This is a genomic window from Burkholderia sp. JP2-270, assembly GCF_003233675.1.
Classification (GTDB): Bacteria; Pseudomonadota; Gammaproteobacteria; order Burkholderiales; family Burkholderiaceae; genus Burkholderia; species Burkholderia pyrrocinia_C.
This window is the reverse complement of record NZ_CP029825.1, coordinates 2,058,590-2,080,372: the sequence shown is the minus strand read 5'-3', so window position 1 is coordinate 2,080,372 and position 21,783 is coordinate 2,058,590. Positions and strand designations below refer to the sequence as shown.

Below are 21,783 nucleotides of genomic sequence, written 5' to 3'. Positions count from 1 at the left end.
ATGACGCGGCCGCGGCGGAAAAACAGAAAAATCATCCTGATCCTCGGGTCGCTGTGGATCACGGGATTCGCCGCGTGGGCGTTCCTGCTGTGGGATCTGCTTGCGACATCGGTCAACGAGGGCGTGCTCGAAGGGCCGCGCGAAGGCGTATTCTGGACGGCCGCGCAATACCGGAACGTCTATACGCGATTCGACCGGCAGCTGATCCTCTACGCGACGCACGAGGACGACGACTTCGATCGCTTGCAGATGCAGCTCGACAGCCTGTCGGTGTCGTTCGGTTTCCTGCAGCGGCCGTCCGAGGTATCCGAATACTGGCTGCGCATCCCGCGCGCGCGCAACGAGATCGCCGCGCTCGGCGAATTCATGGCGCGCCTGAAGCGCGATGTGCCGTTGCTGCGCGGTGCGCCGAAGCATGCGCAGCAGGTGATCGACGAGGTCAATGCGTACTGGCCGAAGGTCAACGGCCTCGCGAACTACTTCCGCGCGATCGAGATGGCGCAGCGCGATTTCACGTTCCATCAGCTGAAGGAAAAGCAGCGCGCGATCCTGACCCTCGGCATCGTGCTCGGGGTGATCCTGTGCGCGCTGTTCCTGCTGCTGTTCTATACGATGCGCACGCGCGACGACCTGCTCGAACGGCAGGACGCGGCGCTCGACGCAGAGCGCAGGGCATCCGATCGCGCGTTCGAGATGATCGAGGCGAAGAACGCGTTCCTCGGGATGGTCAGCCACGAGCTGCGCACGCCGCTGCAGGCGATCTGCGGGTCGATCGAGATCCTGCTCGCACGCCCGCAGTCCGACGCGAACCTGAAGACGATCCGGCGGCTGCAGAATTCCGCGCTGTCGCTCGAAGCGCTCGTCAAGGACCTGACCGACTACATCAAGCTGCGCTCGACGAAGCGCCTCGCCGAACTGGAAACGGTCGGCATGGCGTCGCTGCTCGCCGAAGTGATCGAGCCGCTGCGCGACAAGATCGCGGCCAAGCGGATCGCGGTCACGCAGCAGGTCGCACCGCACGATCTCGCGATCCGCTCGGACCGCAAGCTGTTGCGGCAGGTGCTGTCGAACCTGATCGAGAATTCCGTCAAATACACGCTCGGCGGGTCGATCAAGGTATCGATCACGCTCGCCGACGCGCCGGCCGGCCGGCAATTGAAGCTTGCCGTGCGCGACACGGGCACCGGCATCGCGAAGCCGCACCTGTCGAAGATCTTCGAGCCGTTCTACCGCGCGAACGACGCGGTCGGGCTGCACGTGGACGGGATCGGCATGGGGCTCGCCGTCGTGCGCGAAATCGTCACGACGCTGCGCGGGCAGGTGGACGTGCGCAGCGTGGTCGGCGAAGGCAGCGAATTCGTCGTGACGCTGCCCGTCGAAGTGCCCGACTTCGTCGAGGCCGCCGGCGAAGCGCCCGCGTGGTCTGCCGCCGCCGCGCATCGCGACCTGCGCGCGCTGGTCGTCGACGACAACGACAACGCGCGCGAAACGCTCGGTGCGATGCTGTCGGCGCTCGGCATCGACGCCGATCTGTGCAGCAACGGGCAGGAAGGCGTCGCGCGCTTCGGCGCGGGCCGCTACGACATCGTGGTGCTGGATCTCGAACTGCCGGACCTGAGCGGCTTCGAGGTCGCGCGGCGCATTCGCGCGGTCGCTCAACCGGGCGACGACGGCCGCCATCCGGCAATCATCGGCGTCAGCGCGTATGAATCGGCAGCGCTGCGCGAGAACCAACAGGTATTCGACGAATTCCTGCCGAAGCCCGTGCACCTGTGCGAACTCGGCGCCCTTGTCGAGAAGCTGCTCGGCTGAATCGGTGTACCGCGTGCAACCGCGCACGGCATCGCACACCGGCGCCACATCGCGCGTTCCCGCTCACGTTCCCGCTCACGTTCCCGATTACTCGCCGATCAGATGCAGCACGATGTCGCGCCGGTGCGCCGCGCGGCGATGCTCGAACAGGTAAACCCCCTGCCAGGTGCCGAGCACCATGCGCCCGTGCTCGACCGGAATCGACAGCTGCACCTGCGTAAGCGCCGTGCGCAAATGGGCGGGCATATCGTCGGCGCCTTCGGTATCGTGCTCGTAACGCGTGTCGTCCTCGGGCGCGAGCGTCGCGAAGTAGCGTTCGAGATCGCGCTGCACCGACGGATCCGCGTTCTCCTGGATCAGCAGCGATGCCGACGTATGCCGGCAGAACACGGTGAGCAGGCCCGTGCGGATCGACTGCTGGTCGACGAACGCGCGCACCTGCGACGTGAATTCGACGAGGCCGCTGCCGCGTGTGTCGACGGCGATGTGCGTGATGGCCTGTTGCATGGCGATGCCTTCAGGCCAGCGCGGCGAAGCCGTCGGCTTCGATCTGCTTCGCGTCGGCGGGGCGCACGACGCGCGCGACTTCGACGCCGTCGCGCAGGAACACCAGCGTCGGCCACAGCTTCACGCGGAACGAGCGGCCGAGCGGGCGGCCCGGGCCGTCCTCGATCTTCAGGTGGCGCACGGTGGGGTGTGCAGCGAACGACGCCACGATCGCAGGTTGCGCGCCCGCGCAGATGCCGCACCAGTTCGCGCCGAATTCGATGACGGTCGTGCCGGCGAGTGCGTCGACTTCCGCGCGCGTGGGCGCCTCTTCGGAATAGCGTTGCGGGGTGTGCATCGGGGCCCTCATGTGCAGATCTGGAACTTGACCTCACCGGGTCGGCGGAGGCGGTCGGCGATGTCCTACTGTAGCGGAAAAGCCGGCGCGATGCCGGCGCCCGCTGACGCGGAAGCTGGCCGTCGCAATGGCCCGACGCCTTCCGCGCGCCGCCTGCGCATGACGCGCAATTCCCGTTCCTCCATCGCGCCGCCGCCATCCGGATGACACGACAAGAATCGGAGCGCCGCGCGGCCTCGACGGGATCAGCATGCGGACTGATCCGTCAACGAAGCGAAGGCCCCGACCATGAACGCTCCGCATCGCGTCACCGAACCGAACATCCTCTATTTCGGCACGCCCGTCGTGCTGGTCAGCACGCTGAACCCGGACGGCACAGCAAATCTTGCGCCGATCTCGTCCGCGTTCTGGCTCGGCTGGCGCGGCGTGATCGGCATCGCCGCCAGTTCGCAGACCACTCGCAACCTGCTGCGCACCGGCGAATGCGTGCTGAACCTGCCGTCGTCGACGCTGGCGCACACTGTCGACCGGATCGCGCGCACGACTGGCACGTATCCGGTGCCCGACGGAAAGCGGGCGAGGGGCTATGTATACGAACCCGACAAGTTCGGCACGGCCGGGCTTACCGAAGCGGCGTCGCAAACCGTGTCACCACCGCGCGCGCTCGAATGCCCGGTTCACCTGGAAGCGGTCGTCGCGGCCGCGCACGGCCTCGCCGATGAAACACCCGATCTGCGCGGCAAGATCACGCTGTTCGAGCTGCGCATCCAGCGCGTACACGTGCATCCCGACCTGCTGATGGACGGCCATCCGGACCGCATCGATCCGGACAAATGGTCGCCGCTGATCATGAGCTTTCAAAAGTTCTATGGCCTGGCGCCAGGGCAGGTGCACGCCTCGCGGCTCGCCGAGATTCCCGAGCGCGCGTATCGCAGCCCCGACATCGAGCGCTCGCGCGACGCAGGCGCACCGGCCACGCCGGCCGGTGCGCCGCGGCCGATCAGATAAGATACGGCCGGCCATCCTCATTGGCCCAAGACCGAACCGACGGAGTGTTTTCAGTGATTCAAGCTACCCCAGTATTCAAGGACAACCTCGCGCAATTGCCGGCCATCGACGGCATCGCACGCATCGATCTCGTCGGCGCGAACGGCGACGTGGTCGCCAGCATCGAGAACCAGCCCGGCAAGCAGGGTTCGCTCGCCGTGTATCACTACCTGAAGCAGGCATTCGGCGCGCTCGACGCGAAGGCTGCCGAGCATGGCCTCGCGGTGTTCGCGGAGCACACCGCCGACGCACGCAACCGCCCCGGCGCGCACCCGAACGTCGATCGACTGCTCGCGATCGTCGCCGGCGGCGAAGCGCTGCGCATCGACGTCGTCGCAAAGGGCTGAGCAACAGGCGGGGCAATGATGCCACGCCTCAATGCGCGGCATGCTCGGGCATCGCGTCAATGGGCGCCGATGCATGCCGGATCGTCGTCCCGCCCGCACATGCCGTGACGCATGTGCCCGTATTCGATGTCATCGATGACGGCCTCGCCCGCCACCCGTATGTGCCGCCGTCACGGCGATCCCGTTGCTGCAGATGCGCTACGGCGCCACAAGCAACCGACGATGCATTTTTTCGTCACGCCTCATAGGACTTGGTCACGACCGTACGTGCGCACGCACGAGCGGCTGCGTGACGTACGCGGTTGCACGCTCGCACGGCCCTGGGAATCGAGATCGGAAAACGCGCCGCCGAGCCGGTAGCGCAGCGACGAATACGCGACGCCGCCCCGGGTCGACGCGGGCGTGCTGCCGGCCAGATCGGCAACGAGCGGCAGCAGTTTGTCGTTGCCGAACACGGTATTGCCGTCGAGCGCGAATGCGCGAACGAACACGCGGGGCCCTGACTCGGGCGCACTCTCGGCGGTGTCTTCCGACGGCGTCACCTTAAGCTCGAGGGCGGTTTCCGGAGGCAAGTCCGGCCGGGGTGTCTCGATGTCGCGCATCGCTCGCCCGGCGTCCGGCACTTGCGCATGGACCGGCTCGATCAGGCCCGCGGCACCGCCGCAGATCGGCGCCACGCGCAATGCGTGGCGGGCGCGCAGCGCGGCCCCGACCTCGCGCGGCACCGCTTGCGAGCCGGCCTCGCGCGACCGCGTCGCTTCGACGCTGTCGATGCCGACCCGACGGTGGCCGTAGAGCAAAATAAAGTTGTCACCGTTTGCGAAGGAAAGATGTCACTTCGCTGCTTGGTGTCGACTGAGACAGGCGAAACCGTCAGGAATTCATGAGGTTACGCGCTGCGCATTAAAGTTGTCACCGGGCGGACGTCGCGAAGGTAGTTGTCAACTGCTTTCCGTACTACCGCGACGATGGGATTTGCGGCCAGACGTTGTCCAAATCGCGAGTTTGATGGCTTGATCGTGCCGTTGTGATAAAAGGCTTATCTCGCTACTTGCAATCAAAATCCGCTTTGCCTGTCCTAACGCTGTAGTTCAACCATGAAGTTGACGCATGTTTTTTATCGGAACGTACTTTCACTGAGGCTCCACATCCCCAGACGGCCAAGCTTTGATGCAAGTTGAAGGCGAGCCGATCGCCAATCCGTTAGCGCCTGAATACGCTGCTTCTTCGCGTTCGCCAGCGCAGACTGTGCATTGAGCAGTTCGAGGATGCTGCCCACACCGATCTGATATCGGCGCTGAGCCGCCTCGTAGGAATGCTGAGCCAGTACGAGCAAGCTTGCACTGTTATCGAGATTTTTCGTCGCGCCTTGCAACGACTGATAGCCGTTCCACACTTCCAGCCCCGCTTGCTGCCGCGCCTCGGCCAGCAAACCAATCTGCAATTCCGTCTGCGCATCTACTTGCCGCACCTGATAGGTCCGTGCAAACCCTTCGAAGATCGGAATCGTCACCTGAAACCCGAGATACCACTCCCGATGCGTTGCCGGAAACACAGGGAAGCCGAGCTGCAAACTCGTCGGTTGGTTGTTGAAGTTGTACTGAGCCACCAGATTCAGGCGCGGCAGCCCTTCGGCCCGCGTCTGCGCCGCCTTGGCTCGTGCCGCGGCCACTTGCGCCACGGCCGCCGTGACGCCAGGATAGTGCTGCCGCGCATCCTCGATCAGCGCTGCCACCGAGTCGCCAAATTCGTGATCGGGTTTCACGCCGTCGCCGACATCTGGCAGCGAGATCGGCGTCGCCGGATCAAGGTTCATGTCGGAGGCGAGCGTGCCAACGGCACTTGCCCAGTCGGTTTCTGCCTTTGTGCGACTCACGATGGCTTCCGCATAGGCGGTTTGCGCCTGCAACTGATCGCTGATCGCGGCGACGCCCCGATCAGTACGCGCGGTCGCCGCGTCAGCGCTCGTCTTGGCAGTATGTTCAATCTCGCGGGCCGCCGCGAGCGTCCCCTGCGCGGCCTGCGCCGCATAATAATCCTTGGCGACGGTGCCGAACACCGTTTGCAGTACGGCAAGCTGGTTGGCTTGCGCGGCAGCCAGCAGTTCGTTCGCATTGCGCAGCGCCGCCGAGCGGCCGCCGAAGTCGTACAACACCCAGCTGAGCGATACGCTCGCGTTTTGCAGGTTTTTCCCGTAATTCGAGTCGTACTGCGGATAGCCCGTGACGTGATTGCGCGCAACATCGCGCGTACCCTGCCAACTACCGTTGATCGTCGGCAAGAATCCGGCTCGTCCAACGCCGACCGCAGCCGCCTGAATCTTGACGGTGGCCCACGCTTGCCGGGTCTTGGGGTGGTTGCACAGCGCCCGTTCGACTGCGTCCTGCAGTCTCAACGGCGTTGGCAGTGCGCCGAACGTGCATACACCGTCGCTGCCGCCCAGCAGGTCGACTGCGGGTGTCGTCGGCACGGCGCTGTTCGTTAGTAATGGATCGAATGCCCACGTCGCGGTCGCGATCGACAAACCAGCGACGAATGCGCCGGCGACCGCCGTTCTTCGCTTAACGCTCACGCAAACTCTCCTGGCCAGTCTGGATCACAGGATCGAGGAAGTAATGCGCGACGCTGCGCTTGCCGGTCTTAATCTCGGCCGATACCGCCATTCCGGGCGTCAGGTTGATCCACGTGTCGTTCGCGCGTATCCGGTTCGTCGTGAGACGAATCCTGATCGGGAACGTCAGCCCGCGTTTGCGGTCGGACACCGAGTCGTTGGAGACGGTTTCGACTGTGCCGCGCAGGAAACCGTAGCGCGTGTACGGGAACGCGTCGACCTTGACAACGGCGGGTTGCCCCGCTTTTACGAAGCCGATGTCCTTGTTCTCGATGTTCGCCTCAACCTCAAGTGTGTCGTCCGGCACGATATCCATCACAGGCGACGCTGCGGTCGCGACACCGCCCAGCGTATGAATCTTGAGTTGCTGCACAGTACCGGCAACTGGCGCCGTCAGGCTCAGCAGCTTCTGTCGCGTGTCCGCCTTCGTTTCATCGTTGCGGCTCTGTGCGAGTTGTTGATATGCCTTGTCCAGCACATCGAACTGCTGGCGACGATACTGGGACGTGAGTGCTGCGATCTCGGCGCGCTGCTGCGCAATCGCCGCAACTAGTTCCTGCGCATGGCTGCGTTGCGCCGCCAGTTCGTGTTCCTGGTTCAGCGCAGTCTGCTCCTTGTCCAGATAGTCGGTGCGCGCGACGTATTTCTCGTTCACCAGCGACGCGTAGTCGTTTGCTTGTCGGCGGGCCAACGGGGCGGTCGCGTCAAGCTTCGCGATCTGCTGCCGCGTGGTGCCAAGCTCAGCCTCACGCTTCATCAGTTCGGCTTGCGCACTGTTCAGTTTGTCGCGGTATTCGAAGTAGATGCCGTCGGCGAAGTGCTGTGCCGCGAGTTGCTGTTCGCCGCTCGCGTCTTCGACTTTCGCCAGTATCGGTGATGTTTCGTGGTTTTGCGCCTGCAGCAGCGCACGGCTGCGTTCGACCGTCAGTGCGGCATCGAGTCGGCTCTGATGGGCCTTGTCGGCGTCGGCTGCCGCCTGGGTGGTGTCGAGCTCCATGAGAAGTTGCCCGGCCTGCACGCGCTGCCCATCACGCACTAGAATGCGCCGCACCACACCAGTGAGTGCGGGCTGGATCGTCTTGACCTGCTGCTTTGGGATCAGCTTGCCGGGCGCGACAGCGACGATGTCGAGCTTACCGATCAGTGCGATCAGCACGATCAAGACGGCCAGTGCGACGATGATGCGCATTGTCCACATCGGCAACGGATGAACGGGCGTCTCGGCCAATTCGAGGTGTGCCGGCAGGAAGGCCCGTTCGTGTGCGAGGCGTGGCTTCGTATCGTTCTCGAGCCGCACCCGCCATGCCTCGCGGAAAACGGTTGCGTATTGGCCCATCAGCGCAGCGAACGCCTGAATTTTCGTGATCATGGGTAATCTCAGGCGTTTTGCAGCGCGACAAGATGCGCGTAATAGCCGCGCAGTTCGAGCAGTGTCTCGTGCGTACCCTTCTCGACGATGCGCCCTTTGTCCATCGCGATGATGTGGTTTGCATGGCGCACCGAGCTCAGCCGGTGCGCGATGATGATGACGGTCCGTCCGTCGCACATCGCTCGCATATTATTCTGGATGATGTGTTCAGTTTCGAAGTCGAGTGCGCTGGTTGCCTCGTCAAAAATCAGGATACGGGGATTCGTCACCAAGGCGCGTGCGATTGCGATGCGCTGGCGCTGACCACCCGATAGGTTCGCGCCTTGCTCACCGACGATTGTGTCGTAGCCCTCGGGCAGTTCCGAGATGAAGTCGTGAGCGCCGGCGAGCTGGGCCGCGCGTATCACGATGTCGAGCGAGGCAGCCGGGTCGGTCACAGCAATGTTTTCGCGAATCGAGCGGTTGAAGAGGCGGTTCTCCTGCAGCACGACGCCGATCTGCCGGCGCAGCCACGCCGGCTCGGCGAGCGCCAAATCAATGCCGTCAATACGCACACGCCCGTGTTCGGGTAGATACAGGCGCTGCAGCAACTTCGTGAGCGTGCTCTTGCCCGAACCCGACCGGCCGACGATACCGACCACCTCGCCGGCCGCGATGTCGAGCGACACGTCGTCGAGAATCGTTGGTCCATCGGGGCGGTAACGAAAGCGGATCGACTGGAAGCTGATGTTGCCGCGCACCGCCGGCAGCGTCTGTCGGCTTTGCGCCAGCTCGGTTCGAGTGTTCAGGATGTCGCCGAGCCGGCTCATTGAAATGCCGACCTGCTGAAAATCTTGCCAGAGCTGCGCGAGACGCAATACAGGCGTGGCCACGTGCTGGGACATCATGTTGAACGCAACAAGCTGCCCGACTGACAGTTTGCCCTCGATCACGAAGCGGGCACCCAGATATAACGTAATCAGCGACACGAGTTTGCCGACCAACTGGATCAGTTGCTGGCCCACGTTTCCGAGCGCTGTGACCCTGAAACCCGCTGCGACGTAGCCTGCCAGCTGGTTGTCCCAGCGGCGTGTGAACTGCGGCTCGATCGCCATCGACTTGACAGTTTCGACGCCGGACACGGTTTCGACCAAGAACGATTGGTTGTCCGCCGTGCGAGCAAATTTCTCGTCGAGCCGCTTGCGCAGGATTGGTGTGATGAGCATCGAGATCGCCACATAGACCGGTAGCGAAGCGACTACGACCAGCGTCAGCCAGACGCTATATACGCACATCACGCCCAAGAAGATGACCGAGAAGAACAGGTCGATGACGGCGGTCAACGCCTGTCCGGTCAGGAAGCTACGTATGTTCTCCAGTTCGCGCACGCGTGCGACGGTGTCGCCGACACGGCGCACGCCGAAATAAGCCAGCGGAAGCGCCAGCAGATGGCGGAACAATCGCGCACCGAGCTCAACGTCGATGCGACTCGCAGTGTGGGCGAATACGTAGTTGCGTACGCCTGACAGCAGGATCTCGAACAGGCCGCTGACCAGCAGTGCGACGCAGACGACGTTCAACGTGTCGAATGCACGGTTGACCAGCACCTTGTCCATCACCACCTGAAACATCAGCGGCGAAACGAGCGCAAAGACTTGCAGCGCCGCCGACACGAGCAGGACTTCAAGCAAGATGCGGCGGTATTTGACGACGGCTGGGACAAACCACGAGAAATCGAAGTGTGCGAGTCCGCCAGAAAGCGATGCCCGAGAAGTAATCAGGAGCGCCTGACCGCCTGTCCGTACCATCACGTCAGATTGAGAAATAATCTCTGGTCCGGCACCACCAGCTTCGACAATCAGTGCCTTCTCTCCGTCGCACGACGCCAATACGAAGTGTCGCCCGGATTCATCGAGCATCAATGCAGGTTTGGGTGTCTCCACCAATCGCTCTGGAGACACGCAAACACGCCGAACCTTGAGACCGAGCGAACGCCCGGCGATCTGCAAGTCTCCCGCTTCGAGTTGCTCGCCGTGCATTGCGGCTGCGTGGCGAAGCTGTTCCGGATCCGCTGCAACACCATGATATTGGGCAATTACAACCAATGCGACCAACCCAGGATCATTTACCCGCGCCAACTCGGGCACTGCTTCGTTCATCTCAACCCCATACCGACATGTAGAACCCCACCCACATCTGCGATGCGGGTGGCCGGCTAAACGCTAATCGTCACCGCAAATTGGCAACAAGTACAGTTTGCGGACTAGCTTGCCCGTCAAGAGGCAAACTCGTCGCTCCAGATGCTGGCGGCGAAAATGCCGCCATGGCATGCACGAGCGCCTCGGTATTGGGGAGCGAATTTGCGGTGGAAGCAGCCAAAATAGTCGGCACAGGGGAAACGCCACTATCTCCCGCAAAATCCTGCTTGAATACGCTCGCCCCACCGCCAGGAATTACGGAAATCGGCGGACCAAACGTAATTCCTTTTGGCGAAACGCCAAAAGGAAGCTGAATACTAAAATCTGGCGTATCGCTTCCAGCAGGATAATGAGACCAAGAAACGGGATCGCCAGGATTCATCCCAACGCTTGCCCATTGGCCCCCGCCTCCGCCCGGCGGAATATACAACCCCGCCGGAATTCCCGGTACCGCCCCTCCCGTGTTGCCCCCGGGTTGCACAGGACTTGTTCCGCCAGAAATCGCGACTTTCGTAAAATCAAAATTCGGGTACTCTGCCTCTGGCGGAAGCAAATAAATCGCACCAGGCTTCGCAGCGGGAGCTATAAACAATTGACCCTTGACTTTAATAACATCAACAAAACCAAGGGACGGGTGATAGAATTGCTCAGTGAATTTATCACCATTCCAAATGCGATTGTGCTTCTCGCCGTTTGCGCCAATCCAATGCTCCTCGACCAGAGGGGAATTGGGATCGCTTGAAGAACGAGTTGCTTCATACCATTTCCCATCAGCCAGGTCAATTCGGACATGAAGACGTTGCTTATCATCAACGCTTGAGCCGACGGTCGATTGAAGGTTGCCAGCCGCGTCAAATTGACGTTGGGTCGATAAACGTCCCTGAGCATCATAGCTCGATTCGGTGCGCCCGCCGTCAGATCTAGCTTCGGTGATAGTCGCCAGTCGATGACTAGGATTATTCAACAATGTCCCACTATTATCATAAGTGCTGCGCAAAATCAGTTGCCCACTTGCATCGTATTTTTCATAGCTGTCCGGCTGTCCCAGGTACGGATTTCTTACAGTAATTTCTTTAGAGCCATCCGCATTAAAATGCGTGATCGTGTAGGGTTGAAGGTACCCAGGAACCACCGTCTCATCTGTTAAGCGTCCACCTTGATCGTAGTTTCGCTTTACGGATGTTGCAACATCATTGTAAATGTTGCCGGTCGACGTTGCGGACACATCCATTGCAAGCATCCCATTTGGGTAAAAATCTTGCGCCGCATAGATAAAAAACTTAGAATCTATATTTTCAACTCTCGATTTAACGCCGGTTTCATAAAAAAATTCCTTCTTTGCAATGTACCCGGCAGCGTCCCAATGTTGTGTTTCTTTTTGATTGCCATTTTCATACCAGAATTTATCCTGCGAAACACTCTTGCCATCCGCAAGAAACGTTTTCAGTTCCTTTCGATTTCCGTTGAGGAAGAATTCCTCATACGTCACCACGCGACCATCCGTAAAGCCACGTTGTCGCTGCGTCATCTGCCCGGTCTGGGGATCGAAATTTGCCCACTCATTCGAACCGTCTGCATATGCACGCGCATAGCCCTTCTGTCGCCCCGTAGAATCAAATGAATCTATCCCAACACCTTTTCCATTTTCATCATAAATTACCTCGAATATTCCATTGCTATTGTACAGCCAGTCGGAGCGCCCCATTTTCGCCCCATCTTTCGTGTAATTCTGAGTGAAAACCTTATGACCGGTTGCCACGTCATAACTCGTAATGGAATAACCTCCGTCCACATCGTAGATTGCCTCCTCTTTCTTCGCACCAGACGAATCAATGTAGCTCGAGGAGCGAATCTTAGCCCCGGAAAAAACGATCTCCCGGGAATATCCGTCAGGCAGATTGATTTTTATTGATCGCGGCGATGCATCGTCGTAGAAGAATATTATCTTATTCGCATCTATAGCTTGAGCCCCTTGCAACCCAGAGTCGGCAGGCCGGGGACTGGTTGGATTAAAGTTGTTATAGAGTTCATTCGGGTGTGAGCTGTAATAGTCAAAAAAATCGATGAATCCCTGGTCGCTCGGCAACGCAGGGAATGTGCCGGCTATATCTAAGGCACCCGTCTTGAGTTTTTCAAAAAGACTTTCGATGGGGGTGCCATTATTCTGCGCATACACCGCATCCAGGGTTCTTTGTATCAAGCCGTTTGCATTGGCTGCGCCATCCCCATTTAGCAATATCTTTACCCCAGTTTTGGCGAAAATTTGTTGCTGAACAATATAATTGTTTGCCTGAGATTCCGCCTCGGTTATTGTTCCAACAGCGCCTGCCATTAGCCTATAAGTCAGATCGCCAGGATTAAGATTTGCTACAACACCGTTAAACAGATTTCGATTGTTGGTGTAGTTTACGTAATGCCCCAATTCGTAACTCAAACCGCCAACGAATTTGACCGCTTCACTTCCGATAACGTTTGACCCCATGTCAATTCGCAGTCCGCCATTGACCCCGTTCGATGTCTGCATCCCTTCCGGATGTCCGTCAAAACGCGCCATTGGAGATGCTTTATTATCGTCAATGTCCTTTTGGTATTGAAGTAATTGACTTACGAGAACAGGGCTTGAATTAATTAAATCCAACTCCTCGTTGGTTGGAGATTGTACGTCCCCCCAAAGCGTCTCGAGACCAGTAATTTTTTTATCGAAATCAGACATGATCAATGACCCTCACTTATTCTTGGGAAAAATGCGCCGAGCGAACACATATCGGACCTGCATACGTGGAAATTAATTCGACGGTGACACCTGCTTGACTGCTATTTGTGCGTCTAGCAATAAATCCACCCCGCGCACCATCAAGATGGAATTCTTTTAAAACACTTTCTACATCAGCCTTCGATATGCAAATTTTGTTGACATCGAACACCGCAACGGCATATGTTTTCACAATGCGATCATCCACGAACTCCCTCACATAGTTGAATTCACATGGAGGCTCCCCGATATATCTTCGATCAAAATAATCTGGATATTTCGCATAATAAAAACGCTGAACAATTTTATTGTGCATTTGCGGTGGGTATTCTAATCCGCAGACGGATAAACCACCTTTCCCTTCAATTTTTTGCCCACCCGCCATAATCACCCCAAGCTTCTGCGAGAAGTATTCGACATCCGAGAGATCGTTGTGAGTAACGATGTCTCGGATACCGTTTAGAACTTCGCTTGAACTTATTGACGAGTCGTCTTTCGGTCCCGCACATCCGACGATCGGCACAATCAGGAGCATCGTAAGCATTATCAATTTCATAATCATCCAATCCGAATGTTAGACTGCATTTTCTTGGTTGATCCGCATCTTCCTGTACGGACTCGGTCGGACATGCAACTTTGATTGTTGTTCGATCCCCATCGAAGGATCGCTAGGTTGCCACATATGCTTGCTTACCGACTTGTTCGCGGAGCTAAGTGAGGCAACAATGTTTTTCAAGAAGGCGTCTTCCGTAAGTCTCAAATTGGGTGCTCGTCGCCACAAGTGATGAGCATTGAATTCTTGTCATCTGATGTCCTCAGTTGCGATGTATTGATGCACCAAGACAACTCGGGCATTGCCATGAATTTTGTCAAGATGAATATTAGATCGATGGCTCCAAACCGATGTGCGATGCGTCAGGGTTAGGCTGGACAACAATGTCACTTAAGGCACAAAATGATTCATACGAACATATTACATACTATTACTTGACTGTAGGGAAGTGCCTGCACTGTTCGGAAATATTGATCTCGCATTCCGTCGTATTCGGCAGCAATCCGTCGACTATCATTGGAGCGAAAGTTCAGCGGTTCGCCGCATCGCCCTATGAGGGTGAATTGCAGCCCGTCGCGCCATACCGCATTGATTGGCGCTGCTGGATCGGCGCTATATAGCCAGGGGATGATGAGATCGTATTGAATCGATGCGAGCAGGCGAAGCAGATCGTGTCAACCGATGCAACGGACATTGACCTTGGCCATCGTTTGAACCGCCGCGCGTTCGCGAGGGGCGACGTAAGCGGGTTTTCGCGAAGCTAGAGGTGGCCGCGCAAATTCGGACAGTCGGATAAGTGGAACGTCCGGGGCCTGAGCCAGCGATAATGCTGGCAAAGGAACCGAGGAAATGACGAAGAGAACCCGACGCACGCACTCAGCAGCGTTCAAAGCGAAGGTGGCGCTGGCAGCGGTGAAGGGCGAGCGCACGCTGGCCGAGCTGGCGCAGCAGTTCGATGTGCACCCGGACCAGATTACCGAATGGAAGCGGCAATTGCAGGAGCGTGCGGCGGACGTGTTTGGCGCAGCAGGCATGCCGTCGAGCGAGCCGCCGGTGGACCTGAAGGCGTTGCACGCCGAGATCGGCCAGCTGACACTGGAGAAGGATTTTTTAGAAGGTCCGCTCACCAAGGCGGGATTGCTGAGCGCAAAACGATGATCGACCGTACGCATGCGCTGCCGGTTTCGCAACAGACGCGACTGGTCGGCATCGCGAGATCGAGCGCGTATTACCGGCCGCAGCCGGTCAGCGAAACCGATTTGTTGTTGATGCGGCGAATCGACGAACTGCACACGGAGTTCCCGTTTGCCGGGGCACGGATGCTGGCGCGCCTGTTGCGTCGGGAGGGCCATGAAGTCGGCCGCCGTCGCGTACGCACGCTGATGAAGAGCATGGGCGTGGAGGCGCTGTACTGCAAGCCGAACACAAGCCGCCGCAACGCGCAGCACAAGATCTGGCCGTACTTGCTGCGCGGCATGAAGATCGAGCGGGCCAATCAGGTGTTCGCCCTCGACACGACCTACATTCCGATGGCGCGAGGCTTCGTGTACCTGACGGCGGTGGTGGACTGGGCGAGCCGCAAGATTCTCGCGCACCGGGTTGCCATCACGCTGGAAGCCACGCATGCCGTCGAGGCACTGGAAGAAGCGTTCGCCCGCTACGGGCTGCCCGACATCGTGAACACCGATCAGGGCAGCCAGTTCACGGCGGGCGCGTTCACCGAAGCCGTATTGGGTCGAGGCGTGCGGCTGTCGATGGACGGCAAAGGGGCTTGGCGTGACAACGTGTTCGTCGAACGGGTGTGGCGCAGCATCAAGTACGAAGAGATTTACCTGCGGGCCTACGAGTCGGTCAGCCATGCCCGGCGCTCCATCGGCGACTACATCGAGCTGTACAACCGGAAACGTCCCCATTCGAGCCTGGCGGATCAGACGCCGGATGAGGCATACTTCGCGACGCTGCCTGCGATCAAATCGGCAGCATGATTGCCTCGGATGTTCCACTTAAAAATCTCAGAAACCTGTCCGAACGAGTGAGGCCACTTCTGCTGAAAGCGATGCATACCTACCAGAGGGCGATGCGGTAAGCCATCGTGGCAGCGTCATAGCGAGTTATCCCAAGTGCCGTTCGTAGTAGCGCCTCGTGAAGGCAATACGATATTTCGGTCGCATCGGGCGGGCTCGATCGGGCGACCAGCCATCGCCGCCGTAGCTACTGCCGCAAAACGCGCAGCGATATTGGGACTCCAGCAAGAGCACGCTCACCCTATAAGGCGCCTCGTACCCGCAGCGCCGGCACGCCGTCTCCAATGGCCGACTGTGCGCCGGGCAGTTGTAGATCGTCAGCAACTGGTGGAGGACGCTGTGGTAACCGCGCCCAATGCAGCTTCGGCAATAACGAAACAGCGGACTATATCGGCGTCGCTGGCTCGGATGCAGGAGCGCGATCTCAAGCGACGCGCCGGGGATGCGGAGCGTGCGACGCAGGCGCTCGAGACCGACCGCCCCCAACTGTGGCATGACACCCGCGTCGGGATCGATGTCCGGTCCCATCAACCGCGCCACGACGGTGCCAGGCAGCGCATTCACCGTTTCGAATTTCCACAGAATCGACACCAGCGATTCGCACGGATCGAGCCAGCGCATGTCAAAAATATAGCCCAGCGACGGCGTCAGAATCTGCTCGTCGAGCGTCAGGATCGGGAAATTGTGCGCTCTGACACGGTCCGATGGACTACGCGGTGGCGAGTACACGGCCGGTTGCATGGCGCGACTGCACGTAGCCGGAATGGTGCACGGCGTGAGCCCACAAGGCCGGGTCGGGGCAGTAGCCCGGTGCATCCCGCAATTCGCTATCCTTAAGTACGATCTCGGCAGCTCGCACAAACGATTCCATCGGGATTTCGAGCCGGCCCGGCAAGCTCGCGCGATGATGCGCATCCTCAAACGCCTGCCACATCACCGCCGCGTCGTCGGCGAGCCGATACCCGGCGTCGAACGCCCGCGGCAGATAGAAGCGCGTAAAATTCCACTCACTGCCCTCCGGATACGCGGTCTGATCGTAGCCGTTCAGGCTGGTGGCGACGTCGTCCACGTTGCGGATCCCGTAGAACGCCAGTTCCTCGACCATCAACCGTGCGACGATCTGCGTTTTGCCGGCGATCTGCAATGCGGTTTTCTGCGCGAGGATTTCCTGCTGGCCGACCAGGAATGTAAAAAGCTTGATCTGTTGCCGGTCGAGCGCATCGTGCACGTCGCGTAGCCACTCGTATTCGTTGTCGTTGTATCGCTGCGCTTCATCGCAGAAAAGCAGCACGGTTCCGCTGCCGGCTCGAGCTGCTGCCTCACGAATGCGCAGCGTCAGGCGCATTCGTTTGGTCGAGTTGGTGCCCGCACTGGGTGTGTGATCGCCGACGGCCTCCAGCAGGTTCACGAAGAACGGCCCTTCCGCATGGGACGGTTTATGCTCGCACTGCGCATGGTAGCTCGTCAGTTTCGGCATGTTACGGGCCAGCAGCAGCCGAACGTACTCGATCGCACGGGTCTTGCCGATGCGCGGGAAACCGTAGATGAGCGCGCCCATGATGCGATAGCGCAGGCATTTCAAGACGAGCTCGTAGAGCGCCTCGATCGCCGGCGTCGCGATCCGGTAGTTGCCGGTCACCAGCGGGTGAAGCGAAGGATCGACAGGACGTGGAATCTCAACTGACATGACACTCTCCTGATAGAAGCGGTGGATCAACCTACCTGACCGGTACCGATCGCGAGTTGGCGGGGACGCACTCGCACGGGTCGGGTTTCGGGCTGCGCCGGACTGGGATCCACATGGGGCACGACGGTCGACGCGGACGTCGGTGTTGGCACGGGTCCCGGTGGAGTCCGGACGATCGGTGCGGCAGCCAGGATGCGAGCTGCTTGCGCCAAATCGGACGCGGCCCGGCGGGTTTTTCCGGCCTGCTCGAACTTGGTGCGGACGTACGTCTCGATCGCACTGGCATCCAGCGATGCCCGCAGACGCTTGCGGCCTTGGGCCTTGCGAATCTCCTGTCGCAAGGTCAGGTTGTGTGGCACGACGTGCCACGCACCTTGCGCGTCGAGGAGACCTAATTCGGTGCCGTCGAGCAGGAATGCACGGACACTGCGCAAGTCGTCCGCGTTCAGGTAGACGAGCAGCTGCTTACCGATGAGCTCAGTGCTGCAAGCCAGAACGGGACTCGAATACCGTACACCGTAGAGGTTGATATGCGGTCGGATACCCTGATTCAGATAGGCGTGGACACGACAGCGCTTCGCCGACTGCATCAGGCACAGCGTGCGACGGCGAGGCTCCGGCAACCAGTTCACGAGCGTGTGTCGGCCACGGACGAACGATTCCATCGCCTCGAGCGGCGAGACGTTGTTGAGTCCGGTGTGCGGCGTGCCGTTGTAGCTCGCGATTGCGTATTCGACCAACTCTTCGAGCTCGTCGAAGGATACGAACAAGCGCAGATTCCCCTTTGGGTCCGACAAAGCGCGACGCAAATCGCGAGGATGGCCGCCGGTGTAGCCCGGCAAGCGCGAGGACAACCGAGTGGCGATCGTGCCAAAGAACCGCTCGATGTAAGGACGCTCATCCGGACTGTGCTTCGGTCCGGCCGCGACCTGGCAGCCAATGAACTCGCATAAAGCGGTCAGCGTCTCGGTGGCGAGATTCGCCTTCGCGTTGTCGAGCTTGATGCGCTCCCACGTCACGTACGCCAGCTCCGGCATGCGTTGAGACGGGTACCCATCCATGGGACCGTAGCCGAGTTCGCGAATCGTGAAGGACCGGGCTCGATGCGGCTCGAGCGCCGATTCGATCGCTTTGATGACGTCGTAGCGGCTGTATTCGCGAGCCAGAACGAGATGATGCCCGAGCACAGCGCGTGTGCAAACGTCAATGATCACCAGCAACCAGGCGCGTTCGATTTCGAACTCGTGCGTAAAACCGAGCGGATCAAGCATCACGATCTTGAGCCGGATATCGAGCCGGTGCCCGTCGAATTCAACGACCTGGTAAGGACGCGTCGCGGCGGGCGCAGCGAAATCATCGCTGCGCGGCAGGCCTTTCAGATGCGTCGCGCCAGCGGCTCGCGCAGCGATGCCGAATCCACTCAGCAGTTCGCTTTTGACGCGGGCCGAGAGCGATCGGATCGCGTGGCTCGCCGTATTGAACGGATAATCGGCAGGCGTGAGGCCGCACTGGCGACATTGCAGCAGAAAACTCGCATGCAGTCCTTGAAGGCCGCTCAAGCGAGTGCGCAATTCGCCGCCGGTACGGATCTCGATCAACGCCACGCGACGCTGCTTGATTTGCAGCCGCAGCCACGCTGCAAGCACCGGAAATCGCTCGAACAGCTGCGATAACGCGCCGGCGGCGCCGCGGATACCGCGTTCGCCGTTCGGTTTCACCGGACTCAAACGGACGTAATCGGCAACGCGGGCGTGCAAGACCAGCGCGCGAAAGCCATAGAGGCGACCGTCCGGGTGCGCTGCGAGTGCCCGCTCGAGCAGGCGATAAAGTTGTCGTCGGTTGACTCCCGTGCTCTGCTCAATCTCCTTGATCGCAGCGCCACGCGCATACTGCTCGATCGCTGTCATACGCGCCTGGATCGATTCCCTTTCGGCAGTATCAAACTCGGTCCACGCGATGGTCGGCCAGGTCGACGGATCCAGTGTCTGAAATTCCGGCTTGCGACGTGCCATCATGCCGCCTCGGTTGCGACGAAGCGCGTCAGCAACGACAGAGGCTCGGTACGCAGATCAACCGCGTCCACGTGCCCTGCATACACGAGCGCGAAAATCGCCGCACGGACCAGCGCCGGATCGCCGACAGAGAGCTCACGCTCGATCTCGAGCAAGGTATGCGGCATCGTCACGAAAGTTTCGACTGCGCGTAGGAGCGAAGACGCGACCAACCCGCGCGCCGCGACCAGGCAGGGCAGCATGTGCCGCCAGTTATCGATCCAGGCGCGCGCGGCCGCGAGGTCGGTTGATGTCACCGACCGGACGGGAACGCCGTCCAATTCATACTTGGGGCGAGCAGCACGGAGCCGCATGTCCGCGAGCGAATCGGACAGGATGACCACCTCTTCGCGGTCGGCATAGCGGATCCAAAAATCGGCGAGGTAGCGCTGTCCGTTGAGCTGCACGTAACCCGGCCGCTCACAAAATGATTGGACAGCGGGATCCGTTTCGATGAGCAGCCACAGTTCGGGCGCGCCACGTTGAAACAGCGTCAGTCGACGATCGAGTTTGAGGCTGAAGGCGTCCAGCCGGGGTGCGCCGCGCGGGCGCGGCGTCGCAACCGGCCGCTTCGCGTGCCGGGAATCGTCCATAAGATCAAGGCCTTACGGTCGGGCTTCGAAGTCTATGATGCGAGTTGACAAATTTAATCCGGACATATGCGAATTGACGACTTTATTTTGGCAAGGCCGTCAATAAAGTCGTCAACTCAGGGTCCGGATGCCTAGATCGGCGGGGATTCTGGAGTGACAGATTTAATTTGCTCTACGGTGGCCGACGACTTGCATATGAACTTCCCACATGGAACACATCCGGATCCGGCCGACAAAGCGACAAAGCACTTGCCAGCTGTGACTCAAGCGCCGAATGCTACAGACAGACATTTCCCATGTATTTAGATCAGGTACGAAATTTCGTGACGAAATTGTTAATTGCCGGAGCAGCCGCACGAATCGCGTGAACCACAAAAACGGCTTCCGTCTTATCGACAGGATGGAAGCCAGTCGGCTGTCGGAAAAATGCCGTCGCGAGCACGGTTGACCACCTGCGGCGGCACTCCTAAACTGGCATTTCTTTTACGCCGCTCGCGCAAATGGGACTCCCATGATCGACCTCTCCACGCTCGTGCTGTTCTCCGGCGCGTGTCTCGCGCTGACTGTCACGCCGGGCCCCGACATGCTGCTGATCGCGTCCCGCAGCGTGAGCCAGGGCCGGCGCGCGGGCTTTGCGACGCTCGCCGGCATTCAGGTCGGCACTTACTGTCATGCGCTCGCCGCCGCGCTCGGGCTGTCGCAGCTCTTTCTCGCGGTGCCGATCGCGTACGACATCGTGCGTTTCGCCGGCGCCGCGTATCTGCTCTATCTCGCGTGGAAGACGTTCCGTTCCGACGCAACGTCGCTATCGCCCGTCGCGTCGCAGCGCCGGCACTCGACCGCCGCGATCTTCCGTCAGGGCCTGACGACGAACCTGCTGAATCCGAAGATGGCGCTGTTCGTGCTCGCGCTGTTCCCGCAGTTCGTGCGGCCCGAGCACGGCTCGATCGCCGTGCAGATTCTCGTGCTCGCGACGGTGCTGAACCTGATCGGGCTCGTCGTGAACGGCGCGGTGATTCTCTCCGCAAGCCGGCTGAGCCGGCGAATCGGCGCGCGCCGCCGGCCGTCGAAGCTGCCGCACTATCTGCTCGGTACGGTGTTCGTGGGGCTCGCGGCGCGGCTCGCGGTGGCAGGGCGGAACTGAGGACAGACATCGCCGGTGCGTCGCAAACGGAACCTCGCGGCCCGCTGATACTCGCGCACGTCAGTCGGCGTGATCGGCAGCCGGATCGCGCGTATCCACCACAACGCGCAACTCCCCACTGCTCATCAAGCTCGCCGGCGTCACCGTGCGGCGCTGCCACGGGATCCGGCCGAAGTACCACACCTTCCAGAAACCGAGCGGATGATCGGGGTTCCGGCGCAGCAGCGTGTCGAAGGTTTCGACGTCGCCGAGCGTGATCCGCGTCGCGTCACGCACGACTTCCCGAACGAAACGCGAACAGAACTGCCGGCGCGACGCGAGATTGAAACCCGTGTCGTAGACCACGCCGACCCGGCGCATCGCCGCGTCGACGAGCCGGCGCCGCTGCGCGGCATCGAGCGGCTGCTTCAGCCGCGCGATCACGCATGCGGCGCGATCGGAGCGCGCAAGAAACCGCGACATCGTCGTAACGCGCGACAGCGGAAACGTGCTCTCCGCGACCAGCGGCTCGCCGTCGCGCCGGCCGACGACGATCCCGACGTGATTCGTCCACGACCGTGTCGCGGTCGCCACTTCGAGAAACGGCCGCACGGTCACGCGGATGAACACGATGTCGCCGATCTCCGGCTCGACCGGCAACGACACTTCATGCGACTCGGGAGAACCAACGGGGAAAAGACGCCGCCGGCCCGCGCCGGGCGAGCGGATCATGAGCGGCCGGCAGCCGGTGTCGACATCCATACGGACCTCGCGTGAGTGAACACGACGCGAG

18 protein-coding genes are annotated in these 21,783 nt (G+C 60.3%); 5 read left to right on the top strand and 13 right to left on the bottom strand.

Translation table 11 applies throughout. The features are described 5' to 3' along the window. A complete protein-coding gene (gene atsR / locus DM992_RS27435) occupies window positions 1-1,812 on the top strand; it encodes a hybrid sensor histidine kinase/response regulator AtsR (protein WP_111019437.1) in 1,812 nt (603 codons plus the stop codon). 87 nt (window positions 1,813-1,899) lie between these two features. On the opposite strand, the gene DM992_RS27430 is transcribed toward atsR, so the two are convergent. Further along, window positions 1,900-2,319 (bottom strand): secondary thiamine-phosphate synthase enzyme YjbQ, encoded by a 420-nt coding sequence (locus tag DM992_RS27430; RefSeq protein ID WP_111019436.1) that lies wholly within the window; start codon window positions 2,317-2,319, stop codon window positions 1,900-1,902. A 10-nt stretch (window positions 2,320-2,329) separates the two neighbouring features. Continuing rightward, complete coding sequence (locus DM992_RS27425; RefSeq protein ID WP_034181884.1) at window positions 2,330-2,656, bottom strand: thioredoxin family protein; 327 nt, start codon at window positions 2,654-2,656, stop codon at window positions 2,330-2,332. A 288-nt stretch (window positions 2,657-2,944) separates the two neighbouring features. Between DM992_RS27425 and DM992_RS27420 the strand changes: the two genes are divergently transcribed. Next, entirely contained in the window at window positions 2,945-3,664 is a 720-nt protein-coding gene (locus DM992_RS27420; protein WP_111019435.1) for a flavin reductase family protein, read from the top strand. Window positions 3,665-3,717: 53 nt separating this feature from the next. Next, window positions 3,718-4,050: a DUF2322 family protein gene (locus tag DM992_RS27415; protein WP_034181882.1), complete on the top strand. Its 333-nt coding sequence runs from the start codon at window positions 3,718-3,720 to the stop codon at window positions 4,048-4,050. Window positions 4,051-4,292: 242 nt separating this feature from the next. Here the strand turns inward: DM992_RS27415 and DM992_RS42930 are convergent, their stop codons facing one another. The 6 genes from DM992_RS42930 to DM992_RS41845 form a co-directional block, all read right to left on the bottom strand. Then, window positions 4,293-4,850 (bottom strand): hypothetical protein, encoded by a 558-nt coding sequence (locus DM992_RS42930; protein WP_239511362.1) that lies wholly within the window; start codon window positions 4,848-4,850, stop codon window positions 4,293-4,295. Window positions 4,851-5,167: 317 nt separating this feature from the next. Next, window positions 5,168-6,622, bottom strand: coding sequence for a TolC family protein (locus DM992_RS27405; RefSeq protein ID WP_111019434.1), 1,455 nt, complete (start codon window positions 6,620-6,622; stop codon window positions 5,168-5,170). Further along, complete coding sequence (locus DM992_RS27400) at window positions 6,612-8,030, bottom strand: HlyD family type I secretion periplasmic adaptor subunit (RefSeq protein WP_111019433.1); 1,419 nt, start codon at window positions 8,028-8,030, stop codon at window positions 6,612-6,614. Before DM992_RS27400 ends, DM992_RS27405 begins: the two co-directional genes overlap by 11 nt. Window positions 8,031-8,038: 8 nt before the next feature. Continuing rightward, complete coding sequence (locus tag DM992_RS27395; protein ID WP_111019432.1) at window positions 8,039-10,168, bottom strand: type I secretion system permease/ATPase; 2,130 nt, start codon at window positions 10,166-10,168, stop codon at window positions 8,039-8,041. 70 nt (window positions 10,169-10,238) lie between these two features. Beyond that, complete coding sequence (locus DM992_RS41850; protein ID WP_162631747.1) at window positions 10,239-12,920, bottom strand: hypothetical protein; 2,682 nt, start codon at window positions 12,918-12,920, stop codon at window positions 10,239-10,241. 16 nt (window positions 12,921-12,936) lie between these two features. Next, the gene (locus DM992_RS41845) at window positions 12,937-13,503 is read right to left on the bottom strand and encodes a hypothetical protein (RefSeq protein ID WP_162631746.1); all 567 of its coding nucleotides are present in this window, start codon (window positions 13,501-13,503) and stop codon (window positions 12,937-12,939) included. Window positions 13,504-14,361: 858 nt separating this feature from the next. Here DM992_RS41845 and DM992_RS27390 point away from each other — a divergent pair. After that, window positions 14,362-15,497, top strand: a protein-coding gene (locus DM992_RS27390; RefSeq protein WP_111019431.1) for an IS3 family transposase whose coding sequence is annotated in 2 segments (ribosomal slippage) — window positions 14,362-14,617 and window positions 14,617-15,497 — 1,137 coding nt in all. Because the reading frame shifts where the segments join, the coding sequence is not laid out codon by codon here. A gap of 126 nt (window positions 15,498-15,623) precedes the next feature. On the opposite strand, the gene DM992_RS27385 is transcribed toward DM992_RS27390, so the two are convergent. From DM992_RS27385 to DM992_RS27370, 4 genes are read right to left on the bottom strand one after another with little or no spacing between them, the layout of a single operon-like run. After that, window positions 15,624-16,277, bottom strand: coding sequence for a hypothetical protein (locus DM992_RS27385; RefSeq protein WP_204356130.1), 654 nt, complete (start codon window positions 16,275-16,277; stop codon window positions 15,624-15,626). Continuing rightward, the gene (locus DM992_RS27380; RefSeq protein ID WP_111020418.1) at window positions 16,246-17,223 is read right to left on the bottom strand and encodes an ATP-binding protein; all 978 of its coding nucleotides are present in this window, start codon (window positions 17,221-17,223) and stop codon (window positions 16,246-16,248) included. The genes DM992_RS27385 and DM992_RS27380 overlap by 32 nt, the downstream gene beginning before the upstream one ends. A gap of 26 nt (window positions 17,224-17,249) precedes the next feature. Next, a complete protein-coding gene (locus tag DM992_RS27375; RefSeq protein WP_111019430.1) occupies window positions 17,250-19,235 on the bottom strand; it encodes a DDE-type integrase/transposase/recombinase in 1,986 nt (661 codons plus the stop codon). Then, window positions 19,235-19,867 (bottom strand): hypothetical protein, encoded by a 633-nt coding sequence (locus DM992_RS27370; RefSeq protein WP_111019429.1) that lies wholly within the window; start codon window positions 19,865-19,867, stop codon window positions 19,235-19,237. The genes DM992_RS27375 and DM992_RS27370 overlap by 1 nt, the downstream gene beginning before the upstream one ends. 511 nt (window positions 19,868-20,378) lie before the next feature. Between DM992_RS27370 and DM992_RS27365 the strand changes: the two genes are divergently transcribed. Further along, on the top strand, window positions 20,379-21,011 hold the full coding sequence (locus DM992_RS27365) for a LysE family translocator (RefSeq protein WP_111019428.1): 633 nt from the start codon (window positions 20,379-20,381) through the stop codon (window positions 21,009-21,011). 60 nt (window positions 21,012-21,071) lie between these two features. Here the strand turns inward: DM992_RS27365 and DM992_RS27360 are convergent, their stop codons facing one another. Continuing rightward, window positions 21,072-21,752, bottom strand: a complete 681-nt coding sequence (locus DM992_RS27360) for a YebB family permuted papain-like enzyme (RefSeq protein WP_111019427.1) — start codon at window positions 21,750-21,752, stop codon at window positions 21,072-21,074. Window positions 21,753-21,783 lie beyond the last annotated feature (31 nt).